General features: G+C 76.0%; 27 protein-coding genes. 11 read left to right on the top strand and 16 right to left on the bottom strand.

The window, feature by feature from the left end; all coding sequences use genetic code 11:
• Positions 1-1,125, top strand: coding sequence for a serine hydrolase domain-containing protein (locus H1D33_RS08915; protein WP_246411517.1), 1,125 nt, complete (start codon positions 1-3; stop codon positions 1,123-1,125).
• Here the strand turns inward: H1D33_RS08915 and H1D33_RS08910 are convergent.
• Positions 1,102-2,286, bottom strand: coding sequence for a lycopene cyclase family protein (locus H1D33_RS08910; protein WP_181568518.1), 1,185 nt, complete (start codon positions 2,284-2,286; stop codon positions 1,102-1,104). The genes H1D33_RS08915 and H1D33_RS08910 overlap by 24 nt on opposite strands.
• Before the next feature lie 81 nt (positions 2,287-2,367).
• Here H1D33_RS08910 and H1D33_RS08905 point away from each other — a divergent pair, with 81 nt between their 5' ends.
• Positions 2,368-3,432, top strand: coding sequence for a Gfo/Idh/MocA family oxidoreductase (locus H1D33_RS08905; RefSeq protein ID WP_181568519.1), 1,065 nt, complete (start codon positions 2,368-2,370; stop codon positions 3,430-3,432).
• A 69-nt stretch (positions 3,433-3,501) separates the two neighbouring features.
• Here the strand turns inward: H1D33_RS08905 and H1D33_RS08900 are convergent, their stop codons facing one another.
• From H1D33_RS08900 to H1D33_RS08880, 5 genes are all read right to left on the bottom strand, one after another.
• The gene (locus H1D33_RS08900) at positions 3,502-4,755 is read right to left on the bottom strand and encodes an MFS transporter (RefSeq protein ID WP_181568520.1); all 1,254 of its coding nucleotides are present in this window, start codon (positions 4,753-4,755) and stop codon (positions 3,502-3,504) included.
• Positions 4,756-4,873: 118 nt separating this feature from the next.
• Positions 4,874-5,419 (bottom strand): hypothetical protein, encoded by a 546-nt coding sequence (locus H1D33_RS08895; protein ID WP_181568521.1) that lies wholly within the window; start codon positions 5,417-5,419, stop codon positions 4,874-4,876.
• Positions 5,420-5,485: 66 nt separating this feature from the next.
• Positions 5,486-6,622: an RNA polymerase sigma factor gene (locus H1D33_RS08890; protein ID WP_181568522.1), complete on the bottom strand. Its 1,137-nt coding sequence runs from the start codon at positions 6,620-6,622 to the stop codon at positions 5,486-5,488.
• A gap of 9 nt (positions 6,623-6,631) precedes the next feature.
• Positions 6,632-7,042 (bottom strand): YciI family protein, encoded by a 411-nt coding sequence (locus tag H1D33_RS08885; protein ID WP_181568523.1) that lies wholly within the window; start codon positions 7,040-7,042, stop codon positions 6,632-6,634.
• Positions 7,043-7,556: 514 nt separating this feature from the next.
• Positions 7,557-7,964: a DUF6069 family protein gene (locus H1D33_RS08880; protein WP_246411519.1), complete on the bottom strand. Its 408-nt coding sequence runs from the start codon at positions 7,962-7,964 to the stop codon at positions 7,557-7,559.
• Positions 7,965-8,150: 186 nt separating this feature from the next.
• Here H1D33_RS08880 and H1D33_RS08875 point away from each other — a divergent pair, with 186 nt between their 5' ends.
• The 5 genes from H1D33_RS08875 (at position 8,151) to H1D33_RS08855 (ending at position 12,566) form a co-directional block, all read left to right on the top strand.
• Entirely contained in the window at positions 8,151-9,257 is a 1,107-nt protein-coding gene (locus H1D33_RS08875; RefSeq protein ID WP_181568525.1) for a sensor histidine kinase, read from the top strand.
• Between the two features lie 41 nt (positions 9,258-9,298).
• Positions 9,299-9,970 (top strand): response regulator, encoded by a 672-nt coding sequence (locus H1D33_RS08870; RefSeq protein ID WP_181568526.1) that lies wholly within the window; start codon positions 9,299-9,301, stop codon positions 9,968-9,970.
• A 212-nt stretch (positions 9,971-10,182) separates the two neighbouring features.
• Positions 10,183-10,668: a hypothetical protein gene (locus H1D33_RS08865; protein ID WP_181568527.1), complete on the top strand. Its 486-nt coding sequence runs from the start codon at positions 10,183-10,185 to the stop codon at positions 10,666-10,668.
• A gap of 77 nt (positions 10,669-10,745) precedes the next feature.
• Positions 10,746-11,396 (top strand): class F sortase, encoded by a 651-nt coding sequence (locus H1D33_RS08860; RefSeq protein WP_181568528.1) that lies wholly within the window; start codon positions 10,746-10,748, stop codon positions 11,394-11,396.
• A 75-nt stretch (positions 11,397-11,471) separates the two neighbouring features.
• The gene (locus H1D33_RS08855) at positions 11,472-12,566 is read left to right on the top strand and encodes a magnesium and cobalt transport protein CorA (protein ID WP_181568529.1); all 1,095 of its coding nucleotides are present in this window, start codon (positions 11,472-11,474) and stop codon (positions 12,564-12,566) included.
• On the opposite strand, the gene H1D33_RS08850 is transcribed toward H1D33_RS08855, so the two are convergent.
• Entirely contained in the window at positions 12,508-13,569 is a 1,062-nt protein-coding gene (locus tag H1D33_RS08850; protein ID WP_181568530.1) for a phosphotransferase family protein, read from the bottom strand. The two genes, H1D33_RS08855 and H1D33_RS08850, sit on opposite strands and share 59 nt — an antisense overlap.
• A 156-nt stretch (positions 13,570-13,725) precedes the next feature.
• On the opposite strand from H1D33_RS08850, the gene H1D33_RS08845 reads away from it, so the two are divergent.
• Positions 13,726-14,115 carry a YchJ family protein gene (locus tag H1D33_RS08845; RefSeq protein ID WP_181568531.1) on the top strand — a complete coding sequence of 130 codons (390 nt, stop codon included), beginning with the start codon at positions 13,726-13,728 and terminating at the stop codon, positions 14,113-14,115.
• A gap of 45 nt (positions 14,116-14,160) precedes the next feature.
• Here H1D33_RS08845 and H1D33_RS08840 read toward each other — a convergent pair whose 3' ends face one another.
• The 3 genes from H1D33_RS08840 to H1D33_RS08830 form a co-directional block, all read right to left on the bottom strand.
• Positions 14,161-14,547, bottom strand: a complete 387-nt coding sequence (locus H1D33_RS08840) for a DUF2267 domain-containing protein (RefSeq protein WP_181568532.1) — start codon at positions 14,545-14,547, stop codon at positions 14,161-14,163.
• 61 nt (positions 14,548-14,608) lie between these two features.
• Complete coding sequence (locus H1D33_RS08835; protein ID WP_181568533.1) at positions 14,609-16,471, bottom strand: transketolase; 1,863 nt, start codon at positions 16,469-16,471, stop codon at positions 14,609-14,611.
• Between the two features lie 5 nt (positions 16,472-16,476).
• A complete protein-coding gene (locus H1D33_RS08830; protein WP_181568534.1) occupies positions 16,477-17,727 on the bottom strand; it encodes an MFS transporter in 1,251 nt (416 codons plus the stop codon).
• Positions 17,728-17,914: 187 nt separating this feature from the next.
• Between H1D33_RS08830 and H1D33_RS08825 the strand changes: the two genes are divergently transcribed.
• The 3 genes from H1D33_RS08825 to H1D33_RS08815 are packed head-to-tail and all read left to right on the top strand — an operon-like array spanning position 17,915 to position 20,476.
• The gene (locus H1D33_RS08825; RefSeq protein ID WP_181568535.1) at positions 17,915-18,991 is read left to right on the top strand and encodes a LacI family DNA-binding transcriptional regulator; all 1,077 of its coding nucleotides are present in this window, start codon (positions 17,915-17,917) and stop codon (positions 18,989-18,991) included.
• The gene (locus H1D33_RS08820) at positions 18,988-19,911 is read left to right on the top strand and encodes an arylamine N-acetyltransferase family protein (RefSeq protein WP_181568536.1); all 924 of its coding nucleotides are present in this window, start codon (positions 18,988-18,990) and stop codon (positions 19,909-19,911) included. The genes H1D33_RS08825 and H1D33_RS08820 overlap by 4 nt, the downstream gene beginning before the upstream one ends.
• Positions 19,904-20,476 carry an NADPH-dependent FMN reductase gene (locus H1D33_RS08815; protein ID WP_181568537.1) on the top strand — a complete coding sequence of 191 codons (573 nt, stop codon included), beginning with the start codon at positions 19,904-19,906 and terminating at the stop codon, positions 20,474-20,476. The genes H1D33_RS08820 and H1D33_RS08815 overlap by 8 nt, the downstream gene beginning before the upstream one ends.
• 53 nt (positions 20,477-20,529) lie before the next feature.
• Here the strand turns inward: H1D33_RS08815 and H1D33_RS08810 are convergent, their stop codons facing one another.
• From H1D33_RS08810 to H1D33_RS08785, 6 genes are all read right to left on the bottom strand, one after another.
• Complete coding sequence (locus tag H1D33_RS08810) at positions 20,530-21,558, bottom strand: mechanosensitive ion channel family protein (RefSeq protein ID WP_181568538.1); 1,029 nt, start codon at positions 21,556-21,558, stop codon at positions 20,530-20,532.
• A 70-nt stretch (positions 21,559-21,628) separates the two neighbouring features.
• On the bottom strand, positions 21,629-22,495 hold the full coding sequence (locus tag H1D33_RS08805) for a hypothetical protein (protein WP_181568539.1): 867 nt from the start codon (positions 22,493-22,495) through the stop codon (positions 21,629-21,631).
• Positions 22,496-22,548: 53 nt separating this feature from the next.
• Positions 22,549-22,764 carry a hypothetical protein gene (locus tag H1D33_RS08800; RefSeq protein WP_307755377.1) on the bottom strand — a complete coding sequence of 72 codons (216 nt, stop codon included), beginning with the start codon at positions 22,762-22,764 and terminating at the stop codon, positions 22,549-22,551.
• A 2-nt stretch (positions 22,765-22,766) separates the two neighbouring features.
• Positions 22,767-24,191 carry a serine/threonine-protein kinase gene (locus H1D33_RS08795; RefSeq protein WP_307755376.1) on the bottom strand — a complete coding sequence of 475 codons (1,425 nt, stop codon included), beginning with the start codon at positions 24,189-24,191 and terminating at the stop codon, positions 22,767-22,769.
• A gap of 208 nt (positions 24,192-24,399) precedes the next feature.
• The gene (locus tag H1D33_RS08790; RefSeq protein WP_307755375.1) at positions 24,400-25,485 is read right to left on the bottom strand and encodes a hypothetical protein; all 1,086 of its coding nucleotides are present in this window, start codon (positions 25,483-25,485) and stop codon (positions 24,400-24,402) included.
• The gene (locus tag H1D33_RS08785; RefSeq protein ID WP_181568541.1) at positions 25,482-25,829 is read right to left on the bottom strand and encodes a PadR family transcriptional regulator; all 348 of its coding nucleotides are present in this window, start codon (positions 25,827-25,829) and stop codon (positions 25,482-25,484) included. The genes H1D33_RS08790 and H1D33_RS08785 overlap by 4 nt, the downstream gene beginning before the upstream one ends.
• Positions 25,830-25,852 lie beyond the last annotated feature (23 nt).

Below are 25,852 nucleotides of genomic sequence, written 5' to 3'. Positions count from 1 at the left end.
GTGGACAGCCGGTGGGACGGCCTGCGGGCCGAGGTGCGCGACGCGATCGACGACCTGGTCTCCGCCGGCCGGGAGGCCGGCGTGCAGGTGGCCGCCTACCTCGACGGCGCGCCGATCGTGCAGGAGCAGGCCGGCCTCGCCGACACCGGCGCCGGACGGCCGATGACCGCCGACACCCCGGTGCACGCGGTCTCCACCGGCAAGGGCCTCACCGCGACCGTGGTGCACGTGCTCGCCGAGCAGGGCCGCCTCGACGTCGACCTGCCGCTGGCCGAGGTGTGGCCGGAGTTCGCCCGGCACGGCAAGGACCGCATCACGCTGCGGCACGTGCTCACCCACACCGCCGGCCTGCCCGCCCTGCCCGCCGACCTCACCCGCGCCGACCTCGCGGACTGGGCGCGGATGTGCCGGCTGCTCGCCGACGCGGAACCGCTGTGGGCGCCCGGGGAACGGCTGGCGTACCACGCCTGGACGTGGGGGTGGCTGGTCGGCGAGGTGGTCCGCCGGGTCACCGGCCGGTCCGTGTCCCGGGTGCTCGCCGAGGACGTCGCCGGGCCGCTCGGCGTCGAGCGGGAGCTGTTCCTCGCCGTGCCGGAGGAGGAGCTGCCCCGGCTGGCCCGGCTGGAGGACGCCGGCCTGTCCGCGCTGATGACCTGGGCCGGGGCCAACCTGCCGCACTTCGACGTGGTGGCCCCGCCCGGGGTCCGCCCGGACGCGACGACCGGCGCCGACCCCGACGTGCTGCGCGCCGAGGTGCCGTCGGTCGGCACGATGAGCGCCCGCGCGGTGGCCCGGATGTACGCGGCGCTGCTCGGCCCGGTCGACGGGGTACGGCTCGTCTCCGCCGAACGGCTGCGGGCGATCTGCGCGCCGGCGGTCCGCGCCCAGGAGTGGGTGTTCGGGCAGGAGAGCACGTTCGGGCTCGGCTACGCGGTCGACGACGACGGGTCGTTCGGCACCGCCGGCAGCGGCGGCAGCCTCGCGTTCGCGTACCCGGAACTGGGGTTGACCGTGGCGGCGGTGCGCAACCGGCTCGGCGCGGGCGACGGCGACCCGATGGAACGGCTGCGCGTGCTGGTGCGCGACCGGGTCGCCGAGGCGCTAGCCGGGCAGCCGGGCGCGTAGCCGGCCGGCGGCGTCGCCGAGCACCGCACCGGTCATCGGCAGCAGCGGGCTGGACCGCATCACCGCCAGGTCCTCGGCCGGCGTGGTCACCCCGTCGAGGAAACGCAGCACCCGCTCCGGCGGGTTGCGGTCGAACAGCCGCTCGAAGAACCCCACCCCGTCCACGTGCCCCCGGTCCAGGGCGCGCAACGCCACCGCGTCCATCCACCGGTGCCGGCCCGGATAGGCGGGCGCGGGCACCGGCGGCCGGCCCGCCGCGACCGCCCGGGCCACCTGGTCGGCCTGGCGGAGCATGGCGGAGAAGGTGAACCCGGTGGACGGCCGGGTCGCCCCGCCGGCGGTGCCCAGCCGCACCACCCGGGGGCTCGGGCGGGCCACGAACGGGCCGTCGGTCATCGGGATCACCCCGTTCTCCACCTCCCGCACCCGCAACGCGGCCAGGTCCAACCCCAGCAGGTCGGCGTAGCCGCGCAACGCCGCGTCGTAGCCGGCGTCGTCCAGCAGCGTCGGGCCGAACTCGGTGTACTCCACCAGCGCGAAGCGGTCGTCGACCGGCAGCACGTACCCGAACGACACCCCGCGCGCCGGCTGCGGGGTGCGGAAGTCCATCAGCACCGCCCGGTCGGGGTCGAACGTCGGCTCGTCGGCCGCCAGCCACCACCCCCGGAAGTGCTGCAACCAACTGGTCCGCCCGGGCCGCGCCGGCTCGCGGGGACGTGAGTCGAGCACCCAGCCGGCCCGCACCAACGCCCGGCCCTCCGGATCGCACACGGTCACCCGGTCACCGTCGTCGCGCAACTCCCCCGCCGGCGCGCCGATCCGCACCGCGTCCAACCGCCGCTCGGCCTCGGCAGCCCGGTCGTAGACCGGGGCGGAGCGCACCATGGCGTACCGCAGCGGGTCCAGCGGCAGGACGCGGCGGCCCGCCGCCGTCACCACCTCGACCCGCGACCAGCTCGCGCTCAACAGCGGCTCCAGGTCGCCGCCGGGCGTGCCCCAGAACGCCCAGGTGCGGTCCTGGCCGCGCTTGTGCACCGGATCCACCACGGCCACCCGCACGCCGGTCACCCGGTGCCGGTCCAGGGCGGCCAGGACCAGCGAGGCGGCGCCGCCGCCACCGACCAGCGCGAGGTCGACGTCGACCGGGGAGGAGTCGGGCATCCGGCCACGCTGTCACACCGGCGGGGCGCGCCGCCGGGGACCCCACCGCCCCGCGCCGGTGCGCCCCGTAGATTCGGCGGCATGACGGGCGAGCCGCTGCGGGTGGGACTGCTGGGGTACGGGACGGCCGGGCGGTTCTTCCACGCCCCGCTGATCGCCGCCACCGACGGGCTGCGGCTGGACGCCGTGGTGACCCGTGACGCCGGGCGCCGCGCGCAGGCCACCGCCGCGCACCCCGACGCCCGGGTGGTCGACGACGCCGCGCGGCTCTGGGCCGACGCCGACGCGCTCGACCTGGTGGTGGTGGCCGCGCCCAACCGGCAGCACGTGCCGCTGGCCCGCGCGGCGGTCGCCGCCGGGCTGCCGGTGGTGGTGGACAAGCCGGTCGCGCCGGACGCCGCGCAGGGCCGGGCGCTGGTCGCCGAGGCAGCCGCCGCCGGGGTGCCGCTGACCGTGTTCCAGAACCGGCGCTGGGACGGCGACTACCGCACCGTGCGGCGGCTCGTCGAGGCCGGTGACCTGGGCCGGGTCACCCGGTTCGAGTCACGGTTCGAGCGGTGGCGCCCGGCGGTCAAACCCGGTTGGCGGGAGAGCGCCGCCCCCGGCGAGGCCGGCGGCGCGCTGTTCGACCTCGGCGCCCACCTGGTCGACCAGGCGGTGCACCTGTTCGGGCCGGTGGAACACGTCTACGCCGAGGTGGACCGGCGACGCCCCGGCGCGGAGGTGGACGACGACGCGTTCGTCGCGCTCACCCACACCTGCGGCGTGCGCTCGCACCTGTGGATGGGCGCGGTCACCGCGCAGCTCGGCCCGCGCTTCCGGGTGCTCGGCGACCGGGCCGCGTACACCAGTTGGGGCCTCGACCCGCAGGAGGCGGCGCTGCGCGCCGGCCGCCGGCCCGGCGAACCCGGCTGGGGCGAGGTCGGCCCGGACCGGTACGGGCGACTCGGCGCCGACGACGACCTGCGCGCCGTGCCCACCGAGGCGGGCTGCTACCCGGACTTCTACGCCCGGGTGGCGGCGGCGCTGCGCGACGGCACGCCGATGCCCGTCGACCCGGCCGAGGCGGTCGCCGTGGTGGAGCTGATCGAGCTGGCCCACTCATCGGCCGCGCAGGGCGTCACCCTCCCGGTGCCCCCGGTGTAAGGCGGGGCCCCCGCTTAACGCCTCCGGTATAGGAGGGGCCCCCGCCTAACACCGCCGAGCGGGAGCGGTTCAGCCGGTCACCGGCTCGCGGGTGTCCGCGGCGGTCGGCTCGGCGTACGCGGCGGCCACCGTGGCCCGGTCGAAGACCCGCCAGGTCGCGGCGATCACCCCGACCGCCACCGCGAAGCCCACCCAGTACGGGGCGGTGATGCCGAACCGGGCGGCGACCACCCCGCCGAGCAGCGCCCCGACACAGTTGCCGCCGGCCGCGACGAACAGCGTGGTGCTGCCCACCCGACCCATCATCGCCGGCGGGGTGAGCCGCTGGCGCAGCGAGTTGGCCACGATGTTCCACAGTGCGCTGTGCACCCCGAACGCGAACAGCGCGACGCCGACCACCACCGCGCTGCGCGAGGCGGCCAGCGCCAGGTGCAGGCCGGCCTCGACCAGCAGACCCACCCGGACCGTCCAGGTGGCGGTGACGGCGGCGATCAGCCGGTCGCCGAGCACCGACCCGAGCAGGCCACCCACCGCCATGCAGGTGAACAACGCCCCGTAGCCGACCGAACCGAGGCCCAGGCGCTCGGTCGCGAGCAGCACCAGCACCGCGATCGCCGCGGTCAGCGTGACGTTGAGCAGCCCGATCAGCGCCGCCATGGTGCGCAGCAGCCGCTGCGACAGCAGCCACCGGAAGCCCTCGGCGATCTCCGCCCGCGCCGAGCCCCGGCCGTCCGGCGCCGGGCCGCCCCGGTACGTGCCGGCGAGCAGGCCGACCAGCACGGCGCTGAGCGCGTACGTGCCGGCGTTGAGCGCGAACGGCGCCGCCGCCGCGAGCACGAACAGGAACCCGCCGAGCGGACCGGCGATCATGTTCTGCGTCACCTGGGTGCCGCCGCCGAGCCAGCCGTTGGCCCGTTCCAGCCGGGAGCGCGGCACCACGGCCGGCAGCACCGCCTGGGCGGCGACGCGGAACACCACCTCGCCGGTGTTGACCACGAACAGCACCACGTAGAGCAGCGCCACCCCGGCCCGCTCGGTGACCATCGCGGCGGCCAGCACGACAAGCGCCACGACCCGCACCCAGTCGATGAGCACCATCAGCCGACGCCTGTCCACCCGGTCGGCCAGCACACCGCCGGGCAACGCGAACAGCAGCCACGGCAGCCAGGAGACCGCCGCGCCGGCGGAGACGACGAGCGGATCGTCGGTACGCGACGCCACGTACAGCGGTGCGGCCACGGTGGCGGTGCCGCTGCCGAGTGCGGACAGCGTGCTCGCGCTCCACAGCAGGGCGAAGCGCCCGCCGAGCCGTTCCCCCGTCACGACGAGGCAAGCTACCAGCGACAGCGCCGCCCGCCGAGCGGTTTACCGAGGGCCCCGCCCGACGCCTCGGGGATCGACGGCACCGTCGCCGGACCAGCACCGTCGGGGGCAGGGACGTTCAGTCGGCCTCGCCGGGGAGGGGAATCGGCAACGTGAACGGGACGGTCGGACCGACCGCCGTGACCGAGTGCGCGGGTGCCGGCAGGTCCGCCGCCGGTCGCCGCGAGTACCGCCGCCCCTGGCCGGCCGGACCGTTGCGGCGGGACACCTCGAACGTCACCATCCGGATCGGCTCGGGCGGTGCGGCGAACCCGGGTACGCCCCAGCGCAGCCAGATCGGTATCCGCCCGGCGCCGGCCTCGGCCAGCAGCTTCTCCACGGTCCGTCGACGATCGGTGTGGTCGACCTCGACGACGACCGGCGGACGGTCCGGCCGGGCGCAGGCGATGTCGAGCACCGACTGCCGCCCGTCCAACGGCGGCGGCAACGGCAGCACGCTCGCCGCCCGACGGTAGACCCGCCAACCCTCGCCGGTCGCCCACTCGGCCACGGCGTCGACGAGCCGAGCGGTCACCTGGTCGGTGGCGAGACCCTCGAAGGTCAGCCGGTCGAGTCGGTGCGCGAGGGAGACGGCCACCCGCTCGCCGTCCTGCCCCAGATCCATGCCCGCAGGCTAGCGTGCGACCCGGCGCGCCACCGGAGCCCACCGCCGCCGGCCACCGGCCGGGGGTCACCGGGTGTTCAGGCGGGCGGCCTGGCGGGTCAGGTGGTCGCGTTCGGCGAGGTTGGTCGCCCGGCGGGCCGCGTCGGCGTAGAGCCGGGCCGCCGTCGACCGGTCACCGTCGCGCTCGTGCAGGTACGCCGCCACCGCCGCGTACCGGGGCAGGTCCGCGTCCAGCGGTGCGAGCGCGGCGAGCCCGGCGCGGGGACCGTCCGCCTCGCCGACCGCCACCGCGCGGTTGAGCCGCGCCACCGGGCTGGCGGTGAGGCGGACCAGTTCGTCGTACCACTCGACGATCTGCACCCAGTCGGTCGCCGCGGCGGTGGGCGCGTCGGCGTGCAGGGCCGCGACGGCGGCCTGGGCCTGGAACTCGCCCAGCCGGTCGCGCGACAGGGCGGTCTGCAGGATCTCCACCCCCTCGGCGATCAGGCCGGTGTCCCAGCGGCGGCGGTCCTGGTCGGCCAGTGGCACCAGGGCGCCGTCGGGGCCGGTCCGGCTGGCCCGGCGGGCGTGGTGCAGCAGCATGAGGGCGAGCAGCCCGGACACCTCGGGATGGTCGACGGCGACCCGGAGTTGGCGGGTGAGCCGGATCGCCTCGGCCGCGAGGTCGACGTCGCCGGAGTAGCCCTCGTTGAACACCAGGTAGAGCACCCGCAGCACGGTGGCGACGTCGCCGGGCTGGTCGAATCGTACGCCGGCCACGGTGCGCTTGGCCCGGCTGATCCGCTGCGCCATGGTCGCCTCCGGCACCAGGTAGGCGCGGGCGATCTGGCGGGTGGTGAGTCCGCCGACGGCGCGCAGGGTCAGCGCGACCGCCGACGACGGGGTCAAAGACGGGTGCGCGCACAGGAAGTAGAGCCGGAGCGTGTCGTCGGTCTCGGGCACCGGCCCGGGCGCCGGCTCCTCGTCGACGAGGTCCTCGCGCCGGCGCCGGGCGGCGTCGGCGCGGGCCACGTCGAGGAACCGGCGCCAGGCCACGGTGACCAGCCACGCCTTCGGCTCGCGCGGCGGGTCGTCCGGCCAGACGCGGAGCGCCTCGACCAGCGCGTCCTGCACGGCGTCCTCGGCCGCCGCGAAGTCGGCTCCGCGGCGGACGAGGACGCCGAGGACGCCCGGCGTGAGGCTGCGCAGCATCGCCTCGTCCATCGGTTCAGGTCACTCCGTGATCGTGGGCGGCGCGGTCAGGAACGGGCGCAGCTCCAGCCACTCGTGGATCGGCTCGCCGCCCTGCCCGGGCGCGGCCGACAGCTCGGCGGCCAGGTCGAGGGCGCGCTCGTAGCTGTCCACGTCGATCACCATCCACCCGGCGATGAGGTCCTTGGTCTCGGCGAACGGGCCGTCGGTGACCGGCGGGCGGCCCTCGCCGTCGGAGCGGACGAACGTGCCCTCCGGGGAGAGTGCCTGCGAGTCGACGAACTCACCGGTGGACTCCAGCCGGGCCGCGAAGTCGCGCATGTACTGCACGTGCGCCGAGACCTCCTCCGGCGTCCACCGGTCCAGCATCGGCATGTCGGTGACCGGGGTGGGGCCGCCGCGGTAGTGCTTCAGCAGCAGGTACTTCGCCATGGTGTTTCTCCTCGGTGCGGATGCGACCCATTCTGGCCGCGTTCGAACCGGGGACGGAGCCGGCGCACGGTTCTCGACATCCCGCTCGGAACTTTTTCCGGCGGCGATGACGAGCCGGTCGCCGACGTGTTCCGGTGAGTGATGGCACGACCGGCAGCGCGTCCTAGGAGGCTAGCCTTTATGCGGCCGAGATTGACGCGGGGACGGCGAGCATCGACCGTCACTGAGCGCAATCATGCGCGTGGCTACCGAACGTGATGACACGGCGCGGCACGGGCACCGGCCGTCCCGCGCCTTTGCTCTGCAGCCATATAGGCACCACCGCCTCGAACTGCACCGACAGCCGTCGCGCCACCGTGAACGACTGCCGGATTCGGTGACTCTGCGTACCTGCTGCGTCGATGGCTGCAGAGCAAAGGCAGGCGCGGGCGTCTCCAAAGCCGCGCACCGCAACCACACGGAGTGACGGGTCGGGACCGCACGCCCCCGTGACGGCGGTCCCGACCCCGGCCGCTCAGCGGACCGCGGTCCGCCGCAGGCCGGGCACCAGCACGGCACCGGCGAGCAGGTGCAGGGCCACAAGCGTCACCGTGGCCGCGCGTCCCACTCCCCCGGTCAGCGGGCCGAGCAGCGACAGCAGCGCCACCACCACCGCGACCACGGTCCAGACCGTCCCCGCCCGCCCGGTGAACCGCTCCAGCACGGCCAGCAGCGCCCAGCCGGCCAGCCCGGCCAACAGCGTGCTCACCGCCACCGCCACCGGGGTGACGCGCTGCTCGCCGCCACCGCCGCTGCGGGCGGTCAGCTCCACCCCGGCGAGCGGCACCGCGACGGCCCAGCCCAGCAGCGTCGCGGCGATGGCGGCGAGCACGGTGAGCAGCCGATCACGGCGGCGGGCCGGACGGACGGTGGTGGCGGGCATCGCGGTTTCCATCGGTGCGTACCTCCGGTGCGGCGGAATCGACTGCCACCACGCTAGGGCTGGCCTGACGTCGCGCGGATCACGCCGCGGACCGGTTTCCCGCTCCGTCGCGCGGACCAGGACCGGGCCGGATCTCCGTCTCGCGGCCGATGAACACGGGCGGGCCGGCGGCCTAGCATCCGGGACATGAGGTGCCCGTCCCGCTCCCGGACCGCGCTGCTGCTGATCGACGGCGGCCTCGCCACCGTCGTCCTGGTGGTGTCGCTGCTCGTGCTGCTGACCTCCGACGCCCGCCCGGCCACCGCGGGCGGGACCGCTGTCGCGGTCGGCCTCGCCGTGCTGCAGGCGAGCTGTCTGCTGTGGATCCGGCACCGACCCGGGTACGCCCTGGCGGCGGCGGCGCTGGCCGGCGTCGGCCTGGAGGCGTTCTGCCCGGCGCTCGGCTGGCTCGGCCTGGTGGCCGCGCCGCTGTCCTACGTGGCCCGGCTGCGCCCGCCCCGCTTCTCGCTGGTCGCGCTCGGCCTGCTGGCGGCGCCGACGCCGTGGAAGCTGGTCACCGGCGGCTGGCGCGACCTGCTGCTCGCGCTGTTCGCGCTCGGCTTCAGCTGGTCGGTCGGCGAGCTGATGCGCGCCCGGGAGCAGCGGCGCTGCGAGTGGGAGCGGCAGGTGCGCGCGACCGAACGGGAGCGGATCTCGCGGGAGCTGCACGACGTGGTCGCCCACCACGTGGCGGTCATCGCGGTGCAGGCCGTCGCCGCCGAGGACGTCTTCGACCAGCACCCGGAGCAGGTACGCGCCGCGCTCGGGTCGATCAACACAGCGGCCCGGTCGGCGCTGACCGAGCTACGGGCCATGCTGCACGCGCTGACCGCCGACGACGGGTCCGACCCGGACGGGCCGCAGCCGCGACTGGCGCAACTCGACGCGCTGGCCGACGCCGTCCGTGCGGTGGGGTTGCCGGTGACGCTGCGCCGGGCGGGCGACTGCGAGACGCTGCCCGGCGGGGTGCAACTGTCGGCGTACCGGATCGTGCAGGAGTCGCTGACCAACGCGCTGCGGCACGGGCACGCCACGCGCGCCGACGTCGACGTGCGGTACGGCGACGGGGTGCTGCGGCTGGAGGTGGTCAACGACGGCGCGGCGCCCACCCGCCGGCCAACTTCGACCGGCGGGCGCGGCATCGTCGGCATGCGGGAGCGGGCCCGGCTGCTCGGCGGCACGCTCGACGCCGGCCCGCTGCCGTCCGGCGGTTTCCGGGTCCGCGCCGACCTGCCGGTGGGGGCGGCCCGGTGACGGCCGGCGAGACCCACCGGTCGCGGACGGAGGAGGAACCGGTGACGGTGCGGGTGGTGGTCGCCGACGACCAGGAGCTGATCCGCACCGGGCTGCGGATGGTCCTCGACGCGCGGCCCGACCTGACCGTGGTCGGCGAGGCGGCGGACGGCGTCGAGGCGGTCGCGGTGGCGACGCGTACCCGGCCGGACGTGGTGCTGATGGACGTGCGGATGCCCCGGCGGGACGGCATCGCCGCGACCCGTGAGCTGGTGGCCGCCGGCAACCCCGCCCGGATCGTCATGCTCACCACGTTCGACGTGGACGAGCACGTCTACGCCGCGTTGCGGGCCGGGGCGAGCGCCTTCCTGCTCAAGGACACCCGCCCGGCCGACCTGGTGGAGGCGGTACGGGTGGTGGCCCGGGGCGAGGCGCTGCTCGCCCCGACCGTGACGCGGCGACTGCTGGACCGGTTCGCCGGCCGGCTGCCCGGCCCGGCGCCCACCGCCGAGCGGGCCCTGGCCGCGTTGACCGCCCGCGAGGTCGAGGTGCTCACGTTGACCGCGCGGGCGCTGTCCAACGCGGAGATCGCCGCCCGGCTGCACCTCAGCACCGCCACCGTGAAGACGCACGTCTCCGCGATCCTCACCAAGCTGGGCCTGCGCGACCGGATCCAGGCGGTGGTGCTGGCGTACGACACCGGGCTGGTCCGGCCGGAGCCGCCGGCCCGGTGACGCCGGGTTTGTCCGCTGCGGCGTCCGGCGTGCCGGCATGTCCGGCGTCCGGCGGCGAGACGGGGAACACCGGACGGCAACGAAGATTTCTCAATTACCCCCAGTGACCGTCGCAACCCTCCTAGTGTTGGCCACACCGGTGCTAGTCACGGAGTTGGCCACCCGAACGACGTCCCACGCAGACAGCGGACGAAAAGTGAGGGAAGACGCGGATGAAGGCACAGTCATTTCTCGGAACGGCGGCGGTCGGCGTGGGCCTCGGCGCACTGCTGCTCCCGGCCGCCGCGCTGGCGGACACCAGAGTCTCACCCGCCACCACTCCGGTCGGCGGCACGGTCGTGCTGACCACGACGTGCAACCCGAACGCCGGTGACGCGATCTTCCGGGTCACCGGGCCGGACCGCGACCAGAACGTCCGGTCCACCACGGCCGCCGCGGGCGGCGGGCTGAGCGCCGAACTGTTCACCGCCGGGTTCACGCTCGGCACGTACACGGTCGCCGCCACCTGCGGCGACGGCAGCGACGGCGGCAGCGCCACGTTCACCGTCACGCCGATCGGCGGCGCCCAGGCAGGCGCCGGCGGCCGCGACGGCGACACCGGGGTGCTGGTGGCGGGCGGCGCGCTCGCCGCCGGGGCGCTGGCCGGCGGGACGTACCTCCTCGTCCGTCGCCGGCGGCGGGCCGGCGCCACCGCCTGAAACGGCTCACCGAGCGGGTCGCCCGCGCCGGACCACCGGCGCGGGCGCCGCGTCCACGTCGGACGGAGGTGGAACCGGTGTCCTCGTCCAACCGCCGGGTGAGCGGGCCGGCGAGGCTGCGCACCGCGGTCGTCGTCATTGCCGTCACCCTCGCCGGCGCCCTGGGCGTCGGACTGGTCTCGGCCGGTCTCGGCAGCACCTCGGCGTCACCGCCGCAACCCGGCGCCTCCGCCGCACCGGCCACCGAGCGTCCCGGTACGGCCGGCCCGCCGCTGCCCCGCTCGACGCCGGTCCGGATCGCCATTCCGCGCATCGGCGTCGACGCCGACGTCGTGGCGGTCGCCACCGACGACAACGGCGCGCTGGAGGTGCCGCCGCTGGAGCGCCCGGAGGTCGCCGGCTGGTACCGCCCCGGTCCCGCGCCGGGCCAGGCCGGCAACGCGGTGCTGGTCGGGCACGTCGACTCGCAACGCGGCCCGGCGGTCTTCTTCGACCTGGGCCGGCTCCGCCCCGGCGACACCGTCCGGGTGGCCCGGGCCGACGGCCGGACCGCGGCGTTCACCGTGGACGGTGTCGGCGCGTACCCGAAGAACCGCTTCCCCACCGAGCGGGTGTACGGCGGCGGCGCGGCGGCCCGGCTCCGCCTGATCACCTGCGGCGGGCGCTTCGACCCGCGCACCGGCAGCTATCCCGACAACATCGTGGTCTTCGCCACCGCCGCCCGCTGACGTGGGTCGGACACCGCCGGAGCCCCGGCGCACCGTACGGTAGGCCGTCGGTTTCCCGGGCGGGCGGAGGTTGCGGTGGACCGGATCCGGTGGCGGCAGCGGCTGCCCGGCCTCGTGGGGCGGCTGCTGCGGCGCGACGAGCCGACCGTGCCGCGACAGCGCCGGGTGAACCCCGACGCGGTGGTCGACTGCGCGGTCTACGTCGCGGGGCGGCGGGAGCCGGGCCGGCCGCACTACGCCGACGCGTACGACCGGGCGCGCCGCGGCCGGCGTACCTTCGTCTGGCTCGGCCTGCACGAGCCCGGCGCGGCGGTGCTGGCCGCGGTCGGGCGGACGTTCGGGCTGGACGAGGCGGCGGTGCAGCAGGCGCTCGCCGACGGGCACCGGCCCACCGTGCGGCGCTACGGCGACGTGACGCTGCTGGTGCTGCGCAGCGCCGGCTACGTCGAGCACGCCGAGCTGACCGCCACCTCCGAGGTGGTCGACACCGGCGACGTGCTGGTGTTCCTCGGGGAACGGTTCGCGCTGACCGTCCGGCACGGCGCGACCGGCGCGCTCGCCCCGGTCCGCGAGGAGGTGCAGCGCCGGCCGGACGTGCTGGCCCAGGGCCCGTGGGCGGTCGGATACGCGGTCTGCGCCCGGATGGTCGAGCTGTACCTGGAGGTCGCCGAGCACCTGGAACGCGACCTGGACCGGGTCGAGGAGAGCGTCTTCGCCCGCGAGCGTGGCGCCGACATCCAGCATCTCTACCAGCTCAAACGGGAGGTGGTGGAGTTCAAGCGGGCGGTGCTGCCGCTGACCGCGCCGCTGCGCGACCTGCTGGACTCCCCCGACGGCGGCCCGCCGGCCGCGCTGCGGCACCGGTTCACCGCCGTGGCCGACGGGCTGAGCCGGGCGGTGGAACGGATCGGCGCCTACGACGAGCTGCTCACCTCGCTGGTGCAGTCCCGGCTGGCGCAGCTCGCCGTGGAGCAGAACGACGACATGCGTCGGATCGCGGCGTGGGCGGCGATCGCCGCCTCGCAGACCGCGGTGGCCGGGATCTACGGGATGAACTTCGCGCACATGCCGGAGCTGCACTGGCGCTACGGCTACGGCGGCGCGCTGCTGCTCATGGCGACGCTGGCGGTGACGTTGCACCGGTCGTTCCGCCGCTCCGGCTGGCTCTGACCGGCCCGGCCAGGTCGGACAGCTCCGCGTCGAGCAGGTCGGCCAGCCGCGCCACCCGCCCCGGGTCCGACTCCGCGGTGATCGCGCGGCTCGGCATCTCCACCGTCATCAGCAGATAGAGGTGCAGCCGGTAGAGGCCGAGCCGCCGCCGCACGTCGGCGTCCCACGCGAACGGCGCCGCCGCCCGGTAGGCCCGCACCAGCGCGTCGTCCGGGTCGTCCTCGGCGCGGCGGAACAGCAGCGGCGAAACCAGGTCCAGCAGCGGGTCGCCCCACAGGTGCCGCTCGCCGTCGACCAGGCCGCTGAGTCGGGGCGTTCCGTCCGGCCCGTCGACCGCCAGCACGTTGCCCGCCCAGCCGTCGAAGTGCAGCAGCGCCGGACGGCGCACCACGTCGAGGACGGCGGCGTGCCGGGCGACCAGCTCCCGAATCCGGGCCGCGGGCGCCGGCAGCGGCACCGCCCAGTCCGCCGCGTCGGCGAGCAGGTCGTCCACCATCGCGGTGTAGGCGGCCCGCCAGGTCGGGGCGGCGGCCCGGCCGCCGTCGTAGCCGTACCGGTCGCCGGTGACGGCGTGCAACACGGCCAGCGCCCGGCCGAACTCCGCCCGCAGCGGCGCGACGTCCGCGCCGGCCCGGCTCAGGTCCCACAGGGTACGGCCGGGCAGGCGCGCGGTGAGCAGCCAGTCGCCCAGCTCGGCGTGGCGGCCGTGGTGCAGCAGCGACGGCGCCGGCACCGCGGGTGCACGGGTGGCCACCAGGCGCAGGTAGCGCGCCTCCGCGCCGATCATGTCGCGCTCGTAGCGCAGCAGCGGCACGTGCGGTGGCGGCCCGACCTTGAGCACCACGTCACGGCCGTCGGCGAGGCGTACCCACCACACCGCGGCGAACCCGCCACCGGCCAGCGGGCCGCAGTCGACCACCTCGACGGCCGGCCCGAGCGAGGCGTCGAGGTAGCGGCGCACCTGTTCCGGGTCGAGGTCACGCCGGGTCGGGCTCACGCTCATCGCCCCCGAACCCTAGTGCCCCGCCCCACCGCCCGCCAGGGTGCAAGGAGGGGCCCCCGCTTAACGCATTCGGTAGAGGCGGGGGCCCCGCTTAACACTGGCGCGTCGAGCGGGGCCTCCTCGGTGCGCTCCCGGGCGGTGGGTGAGAATCGGCGGATGGGGACACGGAGCGCGGCCTGCCCGTGCGGATCGGGCCGGCCGTACGAGGACTGCTGCGCTCCGGTGCACCGGGGCACCGCGACGGCGGCGACCGCCGAGGCGTTGATGCGGTCCCGGTTCAGCGCGTTCGCCCTCGGTGACGCCGGCTACCTGCGGCACAGTTGGCACTCCCGCACCCGCCCCGACCGGCTGGACCTGGACCCCGGCACCCGCTGGATCCGGCTGGAGGTGCTGGAGACCGGCCAGGGCGGCCTGTTCGACAGCGCCGGCACGGTCCGGTTCCGGGCCCATTACCGCGAGGGCGGTCGCCCCGGCGTGCTGGCCGAGCTGAGCCACTTCACCCGCGAGGACGGCCGTTGGGTGTACGTCTCCGGGGAGAGTGGTTAAGAGGGGCCCCCTCCTCTACCGAATGCGTTAACCGGGGCCCCCGCCTTACACCCTCGGCGCGGGTTGGGCGAGTTCGCCGATCTCGCGCGGGAGCTGGGCCACGGCGCGGTCGAACTCGGCCGGCCCGACCACCCGGTGCAGCGCCTGCAGCACCGCCCGCGCGCCGCGCTCGGCGTCGGCCGGGGTGGCGCCGGCCCGCTCGGCGATCCGGCGCAGGAACTCGTCGTACCCGAAGGGCTGCGCGTCCTCGGCGCGGGCCCGGACCAGCAGCGGGCGCAGCTCGTGCGCGACGTGCGCGGACAGGTCGGTGGCCTCGCCGCCGCTGATCCGCTCGGCGAGCGTGGTCAGCGTCGCCTCGGTCAGGGCACGGGCGGTCGTCTCCGGCACCCCGGCCCGGGCGGCCACCCGGGCGTAGAACTGCGATTCGGCCATGGTCGGTCCTCCCGTCGCGGCGGCAGCGTGGCTACCCGCCGGGGCTCGTGGCAAACGCCGGTCAGGCCAGCGCGCGCGCCGCCGCGACGACCGCGTGCGGGCCGATCCCGGCGCGGTCGAGCTGCTGGGCCGGGGTGCCGGAGCCGGGCAGCCCGCGCACCGCGAGGTGCTGGACCCGGACCGGTTCGGCCAGGTCGGCCAGCGCCTCCAGCACGGCCGAGCCGAGGCCGCCCTCCGGGTAGTGGTCCTCGACCACGACGAGCCGGCCGCCGGTGTCCCGGACCGCCTCCCGCAGGCGCTCCCGGTCCACCGGCTTGATCGAGTAGAGGTCGACGACCCGGGCGTCGATCCCCTCGCGGGTCAGCTCGTCGGCGGCGGCGAGGCAGACGTGCACGGTGACGCCGGCGCCGAGCAGCACGACGTCGCCGCCCTCGCGGACCACCCGGCTGCCGCCGATCGGGAACTGCTCGCCGTCGCCGTAGAGCACCGGGTACGCCCCGCGGGTGGTGCGCAGGTAGGCCACGCCCGGGCGGTCGGGAAGCTGGGCGACCAGGGCCGCGCAGGAGACCGCGTCGGCCGGGCAGAGCACCGTGGAGCCGGGCACCGCGCGCAGCGCGGCGACGTCCTCCAGACCCATCTGGGACGGGCCGTCCGGGCCGATCTCCACCCCGGCGTGCGAGCCGACCAGGGCGATGTCGGCGCGGGAGACGCCGGCCATCCGGATGAAGTCGTAGGCGCGGGACCAGAACGCGGCGAAGGTGGCGGCGAACGGCCGCCGGCCCCGGACCGCCAGGCCCACGGCGGCGGCGACGAGCTGCTGCTCGGCGATGGACATCTGGAAGAACCGATCGGGGTACGCCTCGCCGAAGCGGTCCGCCCGGGTGGAGTCGCCCACCTCGCCGTCGAGGGCGACCACGTCCGGCCGGGCGGCGCCGAGGGCACGCAGCGCGTCGCCGTACGCGTCCCGGGTGGCGACCTTCGCGCCGCGTTCGTAGCGGGGCAGCTCCGGCCGGCGGTGCTCGACCGGTTCGGTCCGGGGCACGGCGAACGGCCGAGGTCCGGCGACCCGGATCCGCCGCGGCCCGCCGAGCGCCCGCACGGCCCGGTCGGCCAGCTCGGGGTCGAGCGCCCTGCCGTGCCAGGACGGGTCGTCCTCGATCTCGGGCACGCCTTTGCCCTTGACCGTGCGGGCCAGCACCACGGTCGGTCCGGTGGCGTGCCGGGCCTGCTCGTACGCCTCGTCGACCGCGTCGAGGTCGTGCCCGTCGACGAGGACGGCCCGGCAGCCGAACGCCTCCACCCGCCGGCGGTAGGTGTCCAGGTCCCATTCCAGCTCGGTCGGGCCGCGCTGGCCGAACCGGTTGACGTCGACGATCGCGGTGAGGTTGCGCAGCCCGTAGTGGCCGGCCTTGTCCAGCGCCTCCCAGATCGAGCCCTCGGCGGTCTCGCCGTCGCCGCAGAGCACCCAGACGTGCGCCGGCGAGCGGTCGAGGTACTGCGCGGCCAGCGCCACGCCGACGCCGACCGGCAGGCCCTGCCCGAGCGAGCCGGTGGCGACGTCGACCCAGGGCAGGACCGGGGTGGGGTGGCCCTGCAGGCGTGAGTCGGCCCGGCGGTACGTCTCCAGCAGTTCCTGCTCGCTGATCGCCCCGGTGGCCCGGAACACCGCGTACAGCAGCGGGGAGGCGTGGCCCTTGGAGAAGATCAGGTGGTCGTTGCCGGGGTTGTCCGGGTAGGACCAGTCGTAGCGCAGGTGCCGGGCGACCAGCACGGCGAGCAGGTCGGCGGCGGAGAGGCTGGAGGTGGGGTGGCCGGAGCCGGCCATCGTGCTGCACCGGATCGCGTCCACCCGTAGCTGGGCGGCCAGCTCCGCCAGCCCGGTCAGGTCCTCGTCGCGCAGCGTGCGCTCTGCTTCCAGGGTCACCGGACTCACCGTAGTGACGAGCACCCTTTTTGTTTCGCTTTCTGGTGACTCACACCCGACCCGGTGAGCAGCCAGAGCGCCACCGGCAGGTACGGCAGCACGGCCACCGCGAACGCGGCCGGGTTGCCCAGCGCGCCGGCCAGCAGCCCGTACCCGCCGTAGAAGGCGACGGTGGTCAGGTCGGTGGCCATCCCGGCCAGCGAGGTGACCGTGGCCCGGGCGTCGCCGGTGATCCGCGCCTGCAACCGCACGTCGGCGAGCACGGTGGCGAGCTGAAACGCGGCGAACGCGACCGCCAGCAGCAGGAAGCCGCCCGGGTGGCGCAGCAGCGCCCCGGTCGCCATCGCCGCGGCGGCGAGGACCAGCAGGCCGGCGTACCCCCGGTGGGACAGCCGTTCGCCCCACGGGGCGAGCAGTCCGCCCACGGTCATCCCGCCCCACACCAGCAGGAGCAGCAGCGGCACGGCCACCTCGCCCACGCCGCTGTCCCGGGCCAGCAGCCCGGTGTACTCGTCGAGTCCGCCCCAGATCGCGGCGACGGCGGCGACCAGCAGCACCGCGACGCGGACGGCGCGGTCGGCGCGGACCTCGGCGAGACCGCCGCGCAGGCTGGCCCACCAGCCGGGCTCGTCCTCGTCCGGCCGTTCCCGCGCTGCCGGGTCGGCCCCCGCCGGGGACCGGTGTTCCGGGAGGCGGGCCGCGACGGCGGCGGCGAGCAGGCAGGTCAGCACGCTGGCGGCGCCGACGGCGAGGTAGCCGCCGAGCGCGTACACCGGCCCGGCGAGCACCCCCGACCCGACCGCGCCGAGCACCTCGGCGGTGCGGGTGCGGCCGATCAGCCGGGCGTAGCGGTCGGCCGCGCCGAGGCGGTCGAGTTCGGTGAAGACCAGCGCCTCCAGCGCCCCGGAGCGCAGTGCCCCGCCGGCGCCCCAGAGCAGGAAGCCGGCGGCGAACGCCGGGTAGGACGGCGCCAGCACCCAGAGCGCGAAGCCGCCGGCCGCGAGCAGCGGCGCCAGGCAGAGCAGCAGCCGGCGCGACAGCGCGTCGGCGAGCGCACCGGAGGGGACCTCCAGCAGGATGCCGGCGGCCGACCAGAGGACGAAGAGCGAGGAGATCTGCCCGACCGACAGCCCGGTGTCGGCGAACAGCAGCACGTAGAGCGGGTAGAGCAGGACGAGGTCGGTGAGGAACGCGTAGCCGTAGAGCGTCGCCGCCAGGCGGCGGGTCGCGGGCACGGGGGCAGGAGCGAGGAGCATGAGGCCTTCCCACGGGACGTGACGGACACCGGTCGCAGTGCGTGGTGTCCGCGGTGGCCCGCGGCCTCGTCGCTCAGGCGGGGATCAACATCGCCAGGTCATGCGCACGATCCTAACCGGACCCGGGGCTTGACGGGGGCCTGCGGCCGAGGCAGTCTGTTAATCGATTAACAACGGAGGGTGCGCCATGGGTTCCCGGGTCACGTTGCGGTCCGTCGCCGAGGCGGCGGGCGTCTCCACGGCGGCGGTCTCCTACGCCTTCAACCGGCCGCAGCGGCTCTCCGCCGAGATGCGGACCCGGATCCTCGCGGTCGCCCGCGACCTCGGCTACGCCGGCCCGAACGCCGCCGCGCGATCGCTGCGGACCGGGCGGGCCAACGCCGTCGGCGTCATCCTCACCACCGAACTGGGGTACGCGTTCCGCGACCCCTACGTGCTCGACCTGCTCGGCGGCCTCGCCGAGACGCTGGCGGCGGGCCGGACCAGCCTGGTGCTCATCCCGTTCGCGCCGATCGTCGCCGGCCTCAGCGACGCCCAGGTCGCCGAGTCGCTCGACGCCGTGCACCGCGCCGTGATCGACGGTGCGGTGGCCGACGGGCTCACCGACGCGCACCCGGCCGTGCGGGCGCTCGCCGACCGTTCGCTCCCACTGGTCCTCTCCGCCGAGTCCACCGCCGCCCGCAGTGTGCTGATCGACGACCGGCAGGCCGGCCGGAGCATCGGCCGGCACCTGGTCGACCTCGGTCACCGCGACCTGGCGATGGTGGTCGCCGCGCCGCAGCCACCCGGGCGGTACGTCCCGGCGGTGGACGAGGCGGCGCTCTACCCGTACTCCCGCAACCGGCTGGCCGGGGTCCGCGACGCCCTGCCCCCCGGCGCCCGCCTGCGGGTCGTCAGCGGGGGCAGCAACGCCACCGCCTCCGGCCACGCGGCGGCCGCGGCGCTGCTCGCCGGCGGCGACCGGCCGACGGCGATCGTCGCGGACAGCGACGTGCTCGCCGCCGCCGTGGCGCGCACCGCCGAGGACCGCGGACTGCGCGTCGGACACGACCTCTCGGTGACCGGCTTCGACGACGTGCCGCTGGCCGCGGCGGCCGGGCTGACCACCGTGCGCCAACCGATCGCCGAGAAGGGCCGGCTGATGGCCCGGATGCTGCTCGACCCGGCCGGCACGCCCAACCGGATCACCCTCCCCACCCACCTCGTCGTCCGCGCCAGCACCGGACCGGCGCCGGCGCGCCGAGCAGAGAGGACCGTGCCGTGACCCGACCACCGGCTCCCCCGCCCGGACCCGCCGACCCGGCCGCGCAGTGGCCGGTCGACGCGCTCGACCTCGACGCGTACCTGCGCCGCGTCGGCCACCACGGCGCCGTCGCCCCGGACGGCGCGACGCTGCGCGCCCTGCACCGGGCGCACGTCGCCGCGATCACGTTCGAGAACCTGGACGTGATGCTCGGCCGGGGCGTCGACGTCGACCTGCCCCGGGTGCAGGACAAGCTCGTCCGGGCCGGACGCGGCGGCTACTGCTACGAGCACGGCGTCCTGTTCGGCGCGGTGCTCCAGCGCGTCGGCTTCCGGGTGGACCGGCTACTCGCCCGCACCGGCGACCCCGTCGAGAGCCCTCGCCCGCGCTCGCACCTGGTGCTGCGCGTCGACGACGGCGACCGGGTGTGGCTCGCCGACGTGGGCTTCGGCTCCGGCCTGCTCGAACCGCTGCCGCTTGCCGAGGACGCCCCGCGGCGGCAGGGCCGCTGGGAGTACCGGCTCCGGCGCGGCCCGGACGGCGCGTGGCGGCTGCGGGAACGCGGCACCGGCGACTGGGTCACCCTGCAGACCTTCACCGAGGAACCGCAGTACCCGGTGGACGTCGAGGTCGCCAACCACCACACCGCCACCAACCCGCACTCACCGTTCACCCGGCAGCGCATCGTGGTCCGCAAGGACAGCGAGTCGGTGCGCCGGCTGATCGACCGCGAGTACACGTGGGAGAGCCCCGGCCAGCCCACCCGGTCCCGCACGCTGACCGACGAGGAGTACGCCGACGCGCTGGTCGGCGAGTTCGCCCTCCCGCTGAGCCCGGCCGAGATCCGGGCGCTGGTGGACTCGCTGCCCCCGCCCGACGCGGACACCGCCGTCGCCCCGGACCTCGAACTCCGCTCCCCGGCCGGAGGACACCGTGCCTGAGCAGCCCACCCCCTACGTGCTGGCGGTCATCACCGCCAGCGTCCGGCCGGACCGGATCGGCCCCACCGTGACCGGCTGGCTCCTGCGACGCCTGGACCGCCACCCGGGCGCCGAGGTGGACCACGTCGACCTGGCCGACCTCGACCTGCCGGGCGACCTGGCCGGCGGCGGCGACGCCGAACGGTTCACCAAACGGATCGCCCGGGCCGACGCGTTCGTCGTCGTCACGCCCGAGTACAACCACGGCTATCCCGGCCCGCTGAAGACCGCGATCGACACCGCGTACGCCGAGTGGCGGGCCAAGCCGCTCGGGTTCGTCTCGTACGGCGGCGCGTCCGGGGGCCTGCGCGCGGTGGAGCAGTTGCGGGGCGTCCTGGCCGAGCTGCACGTCACCACCATGCGTACCGGCGTCATGGTCCCGGACGTGCACGCCGCGTTCGACGCGCACGGCGAGTTGCGCCGACCCGGGCCGGCGGAGGCGGGCCTCGCCGAGATGCTGGGCCAACTGGACTGGTGGGCGCACACCCTGCGGCGCGGCCGGACCGATCGCCCCTACCTCGGGTGAGACGCGAGCGGGGCGGGATCCGGTCGGATCCCGCCCCGCTCGACACGCTCGGTTCAGCGGCGGAACTTGTCCGCGTCCGCCGGCGGAATGACCATGGTCGCCTCGCTGTCCGCGGCCTGCTCGGCCGTGGGCTGGCGCGGCGGGGTCGGCGGGGTGCGGTCGGAGGCGCCGAGCGCCGGGATCACCTGGGTGGTCTCCCCGATCGCCGCCGGGTCGCCGCCGGCCTGGGTCGGCACCACCTGGGTCGGCTCGGCCGAGCCCGCGTACGCCGGCACCGGCTGGGTGCGGTCCGCCTCGCTGTCGCCGGCCACCGGCCGGGCCAGCTCGGCCTCGCGGGCCAGCTCGGCCTCGCGGTCCGCGGCGAGCCGGGCCTCCACGTCACGCCGGCCGGCCTGGTAGGCGCGGGCGTGGGTGGCGATGGTCCGGGACTCCTCCTCGGCCCGGGTCAGCCAGTTCTCCCAACGGCTCTGCATCGGCCGGACCAGCCCGCCGCCGACGCCCACCACCAGGATGCCGCCGACGGTGGCGAGCACCGCGATCAGCACCGGGGTGGTCACCGCGGTGGCGACGCCGATCTGGTTGAGCGCGGCGATCACGCCCAGGCCCAGGATGAACACCGAGGCGAGGTTCGCCAGCACCCGACCGTAGGAGAGGCCGCCCAGCGCGCTGGAGATGATGTCCTTGACCGCCCGGGCGATGGCCGCGGCCACCACCACGATGACGATCGCCACGAACGCCCGGGGCAGCCAGGCGACCACGCCGGCGATCAGGTCGGAGATCGGGTTGGGGCCCCAGATGCCGAACGCGAGCTGGAGCGTGACCAGCAGCACCGCGTAGTAGGCGAGCTTGGCGACGATGTCGCTGGCGTCGTACTTCGAGCGGGCCAGCGCGGTCTTGATCCCGCCGCGCTCGACCGCCCGGTCGAAGTGCACGCGTTCCAGGATCTTGTCCACCAGTTTCAGCACAGCCTTGGCGATCAGCCAGCCGGCGACCAGGATCGCGACGAACGCGACCGCCTTGGGCAGGAAGAGCATCACCGAACGGAACGCGTCGCCCACCGCGTCGCCGAAGTTGTCTTTCATCGAAGGGCCTCCACGCACGAAGTCAGGTAGTTCCGGGTGGGCCTACCCTGGCCGGCGCGCGGGGAAACGCTCAGCCGCCGGGGCAGCGGTAGGCGACCCGCGTACCGGCCTGCACCGGCGACGGCTCGACGAGGTTGACGGTGGCCGTCCCGGTGGTCGCGCCGACCCCGCTGAACGTCCACCTGAGGGTGAGCGTGGCGGTCCGCTGGCCGCTGCCGACGCGCTCGGTGAGCAGCGCGCCGGGCGGCGCGTCCGAACGGAACCACTGGTAGCGGATCGTGCCGGCGCGCCCGTTGGTGCGGACCGTGGCGACGACGTCGACGGTCACGTCGCAGGCCACCCCGGCCGGTCGGGGCACCGCCACCGAGACCCCCTCCACCTCCAGCGGCCGCAGCCGCTGCCACAGGTAGAGCCCGACCGTCACCAGCAGCGCGGCGGTGAGCAGGGTGGACAGCACCGAGACCACCCGACGCCAGGCCGGGCGCGGCGGGCGCACCGGCGGCGCGGCCGGCCAGGCCGGCGCCGGCGGCGGCGTCGCCGGCACGCCCGGGCCGAAGCGCAGCTCACCGCCGGGCGCGGGCGCCGACCCGCCGGTCACCGTCGGCTGCCGGTACGCCCCGGCGGTCGCCCCCGCCGTCGGGACGGCCGGTCCGGTGGCCGTCGGGCGGTACGGCGCGGTGGGCTGCCCGCCGGCCGGCCGTGGCGCGGCCAGGTGCACGGTCGGCTCCCCGCCTGCCGGGGCGCCGCCGACGGGCACGGTCGGCTCCGCCGACGTCGATCCGAGGTACACCGTCGCGTCGCCGTCGGCGGGCACGGTCGGCGCACCGAACGGGACGGTCGAGTCCCCCGCCGTCGATCCCAGGTAGACCGTCGCGTCGCCGTCGGCGGGCAGGGCGCGGGTGGGCAGCGCCTCGGTGGGCTCCTCCGGCCGGGTCACGCCGGTCGTCCCCGGTCCGGGCCGCGGTGCGGGGCAGCGGGCACGTCGTCCTCCTAGCCGGGGGTGCAGTAGTTGTAGAGCGTCACGTACGCCGGCCTGGCCGAGGTGGTCGCGTTGCCGGCGGCGTCGACGGCGGTGACCTCGATCGGGATGCGGCTGCTCTGCTTCGGCGCGGCCAGCGGGCCGAGCGTGCCGGTGAACACGCCGCGCCCGGCGGCGGCCATCCGAACCGTGCCGGTGGCCCCCTCCAGCGTGTAGCGGAACGTCACCCTCAGGGCGGCCGGGCCGCTGCGGTCGTCGGTGACGGTGACGCTGACGGTGCTGCTCTGGACCCCGAACGGGCAGCCCTTCGGCTCGAGCTGACCCGGATCGGCGCCCACGCCGCCGACGACCGGCGCGGTGACGTCCGGCGGGGGCGGCGGCGAGGTGCTGCGCGACGGGGTGGGGTCGGCGCGCCGGTGCGTACCGGCGGCCGGGTCGGCGCCCGGGTCGGATCCGGCGTGGCGGACGGCGTGTCCGTCGGCGGCGTGGACGGCGTCAGGGACGCGGTGGGGGTGGCGTCCGGGGTCGCGGCGCCCGTCGGGTCCGGTGTGGCCGGGCCGGTGGGTCCGGCCACCCCGGCCGGCGACGGGCCGCCCGGCGCCTCGGCGGCCGGGGTCTCGCGGGCGGCGTAGCTGTAGCCGGCGCCGCCGACCAGCACGGCGGTGACCAGCGCGCCGACCGCCAGCAGGGTGCGCTTGTGTCCGCGCCGGACCAGGCGGCCCCGGCCGGTGGTGGCGCCGAGCGCGGTGCTGGCCACCGCGGTGGCGCCCTCCGCCCGGTCGGGGAACGGCCACAGCGCGGCCAGCAGGGCGGCTCGCCGGGACAGCTCGCGCAGCCCACGGTCCTCCCAGCCGGGGCCGTACCCGGCCCCGGCCACCCGGTCCAGCAGCTCCAGGAAGACCTGGGCCGGTTGCGGGCGGTCCTCGGGAAGCTTGGCCATCCCGAGCCGCAGCAGCTCGTGCACCTCGGCGGGCGCCGGGTCGGTGGGAATCGGCGCGGTGGCGTGCTGCACGCGCAGGGCGAGCAGGTCCGGACCCGGGTACGGGGGCCGCCCGGTGAGGCACTCGAAAAACGTGGCGGTGGCGGCGTAGATGTCGCAGGCCGGGCCGGCCGGGGCGCCGGTCCACTGCTCCGGCGCCATGTAGCGGGGCGTGCCGGAGACCGTGGTGTCCGACCCCTGGCCGATCGGCATGGCGATGCCGAAGTCGGCGAGCTTGCTCGACCCGGCGCCGGTGACGAGCACGTTCTCCGGCTTGTAGTCGCGGTGCACGACGCCGTGGGCGTGCGCGGCGGCGAGCCCGGCGAGCGAGCCCTTCAGCACGCAGAGCGCCGCCTCGGGAGTGGTCGGACCCTGCGCGCGCAGCATCTGCCGCAGCGAGACACCGTCGACCAGCTCCATCACGATGGCCGCGCCGTGGGGCGACTCCACGTACTCGTACAGCCGGCTGACGTGCGGGTCGTCGACCTCGCCGAGCAGCCGGGCCTCGTCGCGGAAGGCGGCCCGGAACGAGGAGTCGGCACCGAGGTCGCGGACCAGGTACTTGATCGCGACCGGGGTGCCGGTGGCGTCGTGGGTGGCGAGCACGACACTGCCCGACGCTCCGGAGCCGAGCGTACGAACCGGCGTGTAGCCGGACAGCTGCCAGCCGCTCATGCGACGAACCCCACCGCGCTCCAGGGACGGCAGCCGGTTGCCGCCTCGCTGGTCATTCTGGTCGGGCCGGGGCCGGCGTCCATCGGCGCAACGGACGCTTCCGCGCGCCGGACGGCGGGTCGGAACCGGCGGTGTCCCGCCGGTGCGGGGCCGGGTGGCGGATGGTCGGTAACGGACACACCGCCACTGCAGCAGACCGGCGCAACCCTCAGCCGGCGGGGCGTTCCCGGTCGACGGCGCGCCCCAGCGCCACCATCCGCCGCGTCTCCTCGTGTCGCCGGACCAGCAACACCCCGGCCAGGAACGTGACCGGCGGGACGAGCACCAGCATCGCCCACTGGGCGCCGACGAGCGGAATGGCGTGCCCCATGTGGACCGTCGAGGTCGCCCAGCCGGCCAGCGCGGTGTCGATCACCAGGGCGAGGGCGGCCACCGGCGCCAGCAGCACCACGATCCGCCGCCGCACCGCCGGGGGCAGCCGCATCACCGGTACGCAGACCGCGAGGCCTGCCGCCGCGAGGCCGGCGAGGTACAGGTCCATCACCGGCTCGCTGCGGGCGCTCAGCCCGTAGAAGCTCTGGTAGCTGACCGCGCCCCCACCGAACAGCGGGCTGGTGACCCGGTTCAGCTCCAGCAGGCCGACCGCCGCGACCGGGCCGGCCACCAGCGCGGCGAGGCGGCGCGCGCCCAGCACGCGCACCGCCTGACGTGGTGGCGCCGCCACGGTGAGCGCGCCGGCGGCGACCACGGCCAGGGCGAACTGCGAGAGGGTGTCGACGACGTACCCGGGCTGGTCGGTCGCGCCCGGCCCGACCAGCGCCAGCCAGCCGGCGACACCGGCCCAGGCCACGATCGCGGCGACGCGGCGCAACCCGACCACGGCGGCCAGCGCGACCGCCGCCCAGCCGGCCAGCCGCAGCCAGTCGACCGGATCCGGCGCGGGCGACCGGAACTGCGGCGGCAGAGCCGGGTCGACCAGGAGCTGGTCCAGTACGTTCTTCCCGGCGGTGGCGGCCAGCACCAGCGCCACCAGCAGACCGGTGACGACGGCGGCGTCCGCCCAGGCCGGCTCGGTGAACCCCCGTGCGCCCACCCGCAGCCGGGCCCGCAGCCCCGCCCCCACCAGGTCGACCGTTTCGGCGAAACCCGGTCGGGTCTGCCCCGGCCGCGCGTCCGCCATCAGCACGGCCAGCATCTCCTCCTCGTACACCCGGCGATGGGCCCAGGGATGGACGGCGAGCAACCGGCGGTAGCGCTGCTCCAACCGCGAAGCCGGCTCACTCCCCGCGCTCACGCGGGTCCGCCTTCGGGCAGCAGGCCGGCGGCGCGCAACCGGCGGCCGGCGGTGTCGGCGTGCCGACGCAGCCGGTCCACCTCGGTGGCGAGCCGGGTCGCGCCCAGCGCGGTGAGCCGGTAGTAGCGGCGCAGCCGGGACTGCACCACCTCCTCCCGGTCGACCTCGATCAGGCCGTCGGACCGCAGCCGGTCCAGCACGGCGTAGAGGGTGCCGGCGCGCAGCCGGACTCGACCGTCGGAGATGCGGAGCACGTCCTCGATGACCGCGTAGCCGTGCCGGGGCTCCTCGGTCAACGCGGTGAGGACGAGAAATGTCGGTTCCCGCAGCGGAGATTCACTCACGACAAGACTATATACCGATTGCC

Origin of the sequence: Micromonospora ferruginea, assembly GCF_013694245.2 — a bacterium.
GTDB classification, from domain to species: domain Bacteria; phylum Actinomycetota; class Actinomycetes; order Mycobacteriales; family Micromonosporaceae; genus Micromonospora; species Micromonospora robiginosa.
Note: the sequence above shows the minus strand (reverse complement) of the source record. Positions and strands in the feature narration are given on the sequence as shown.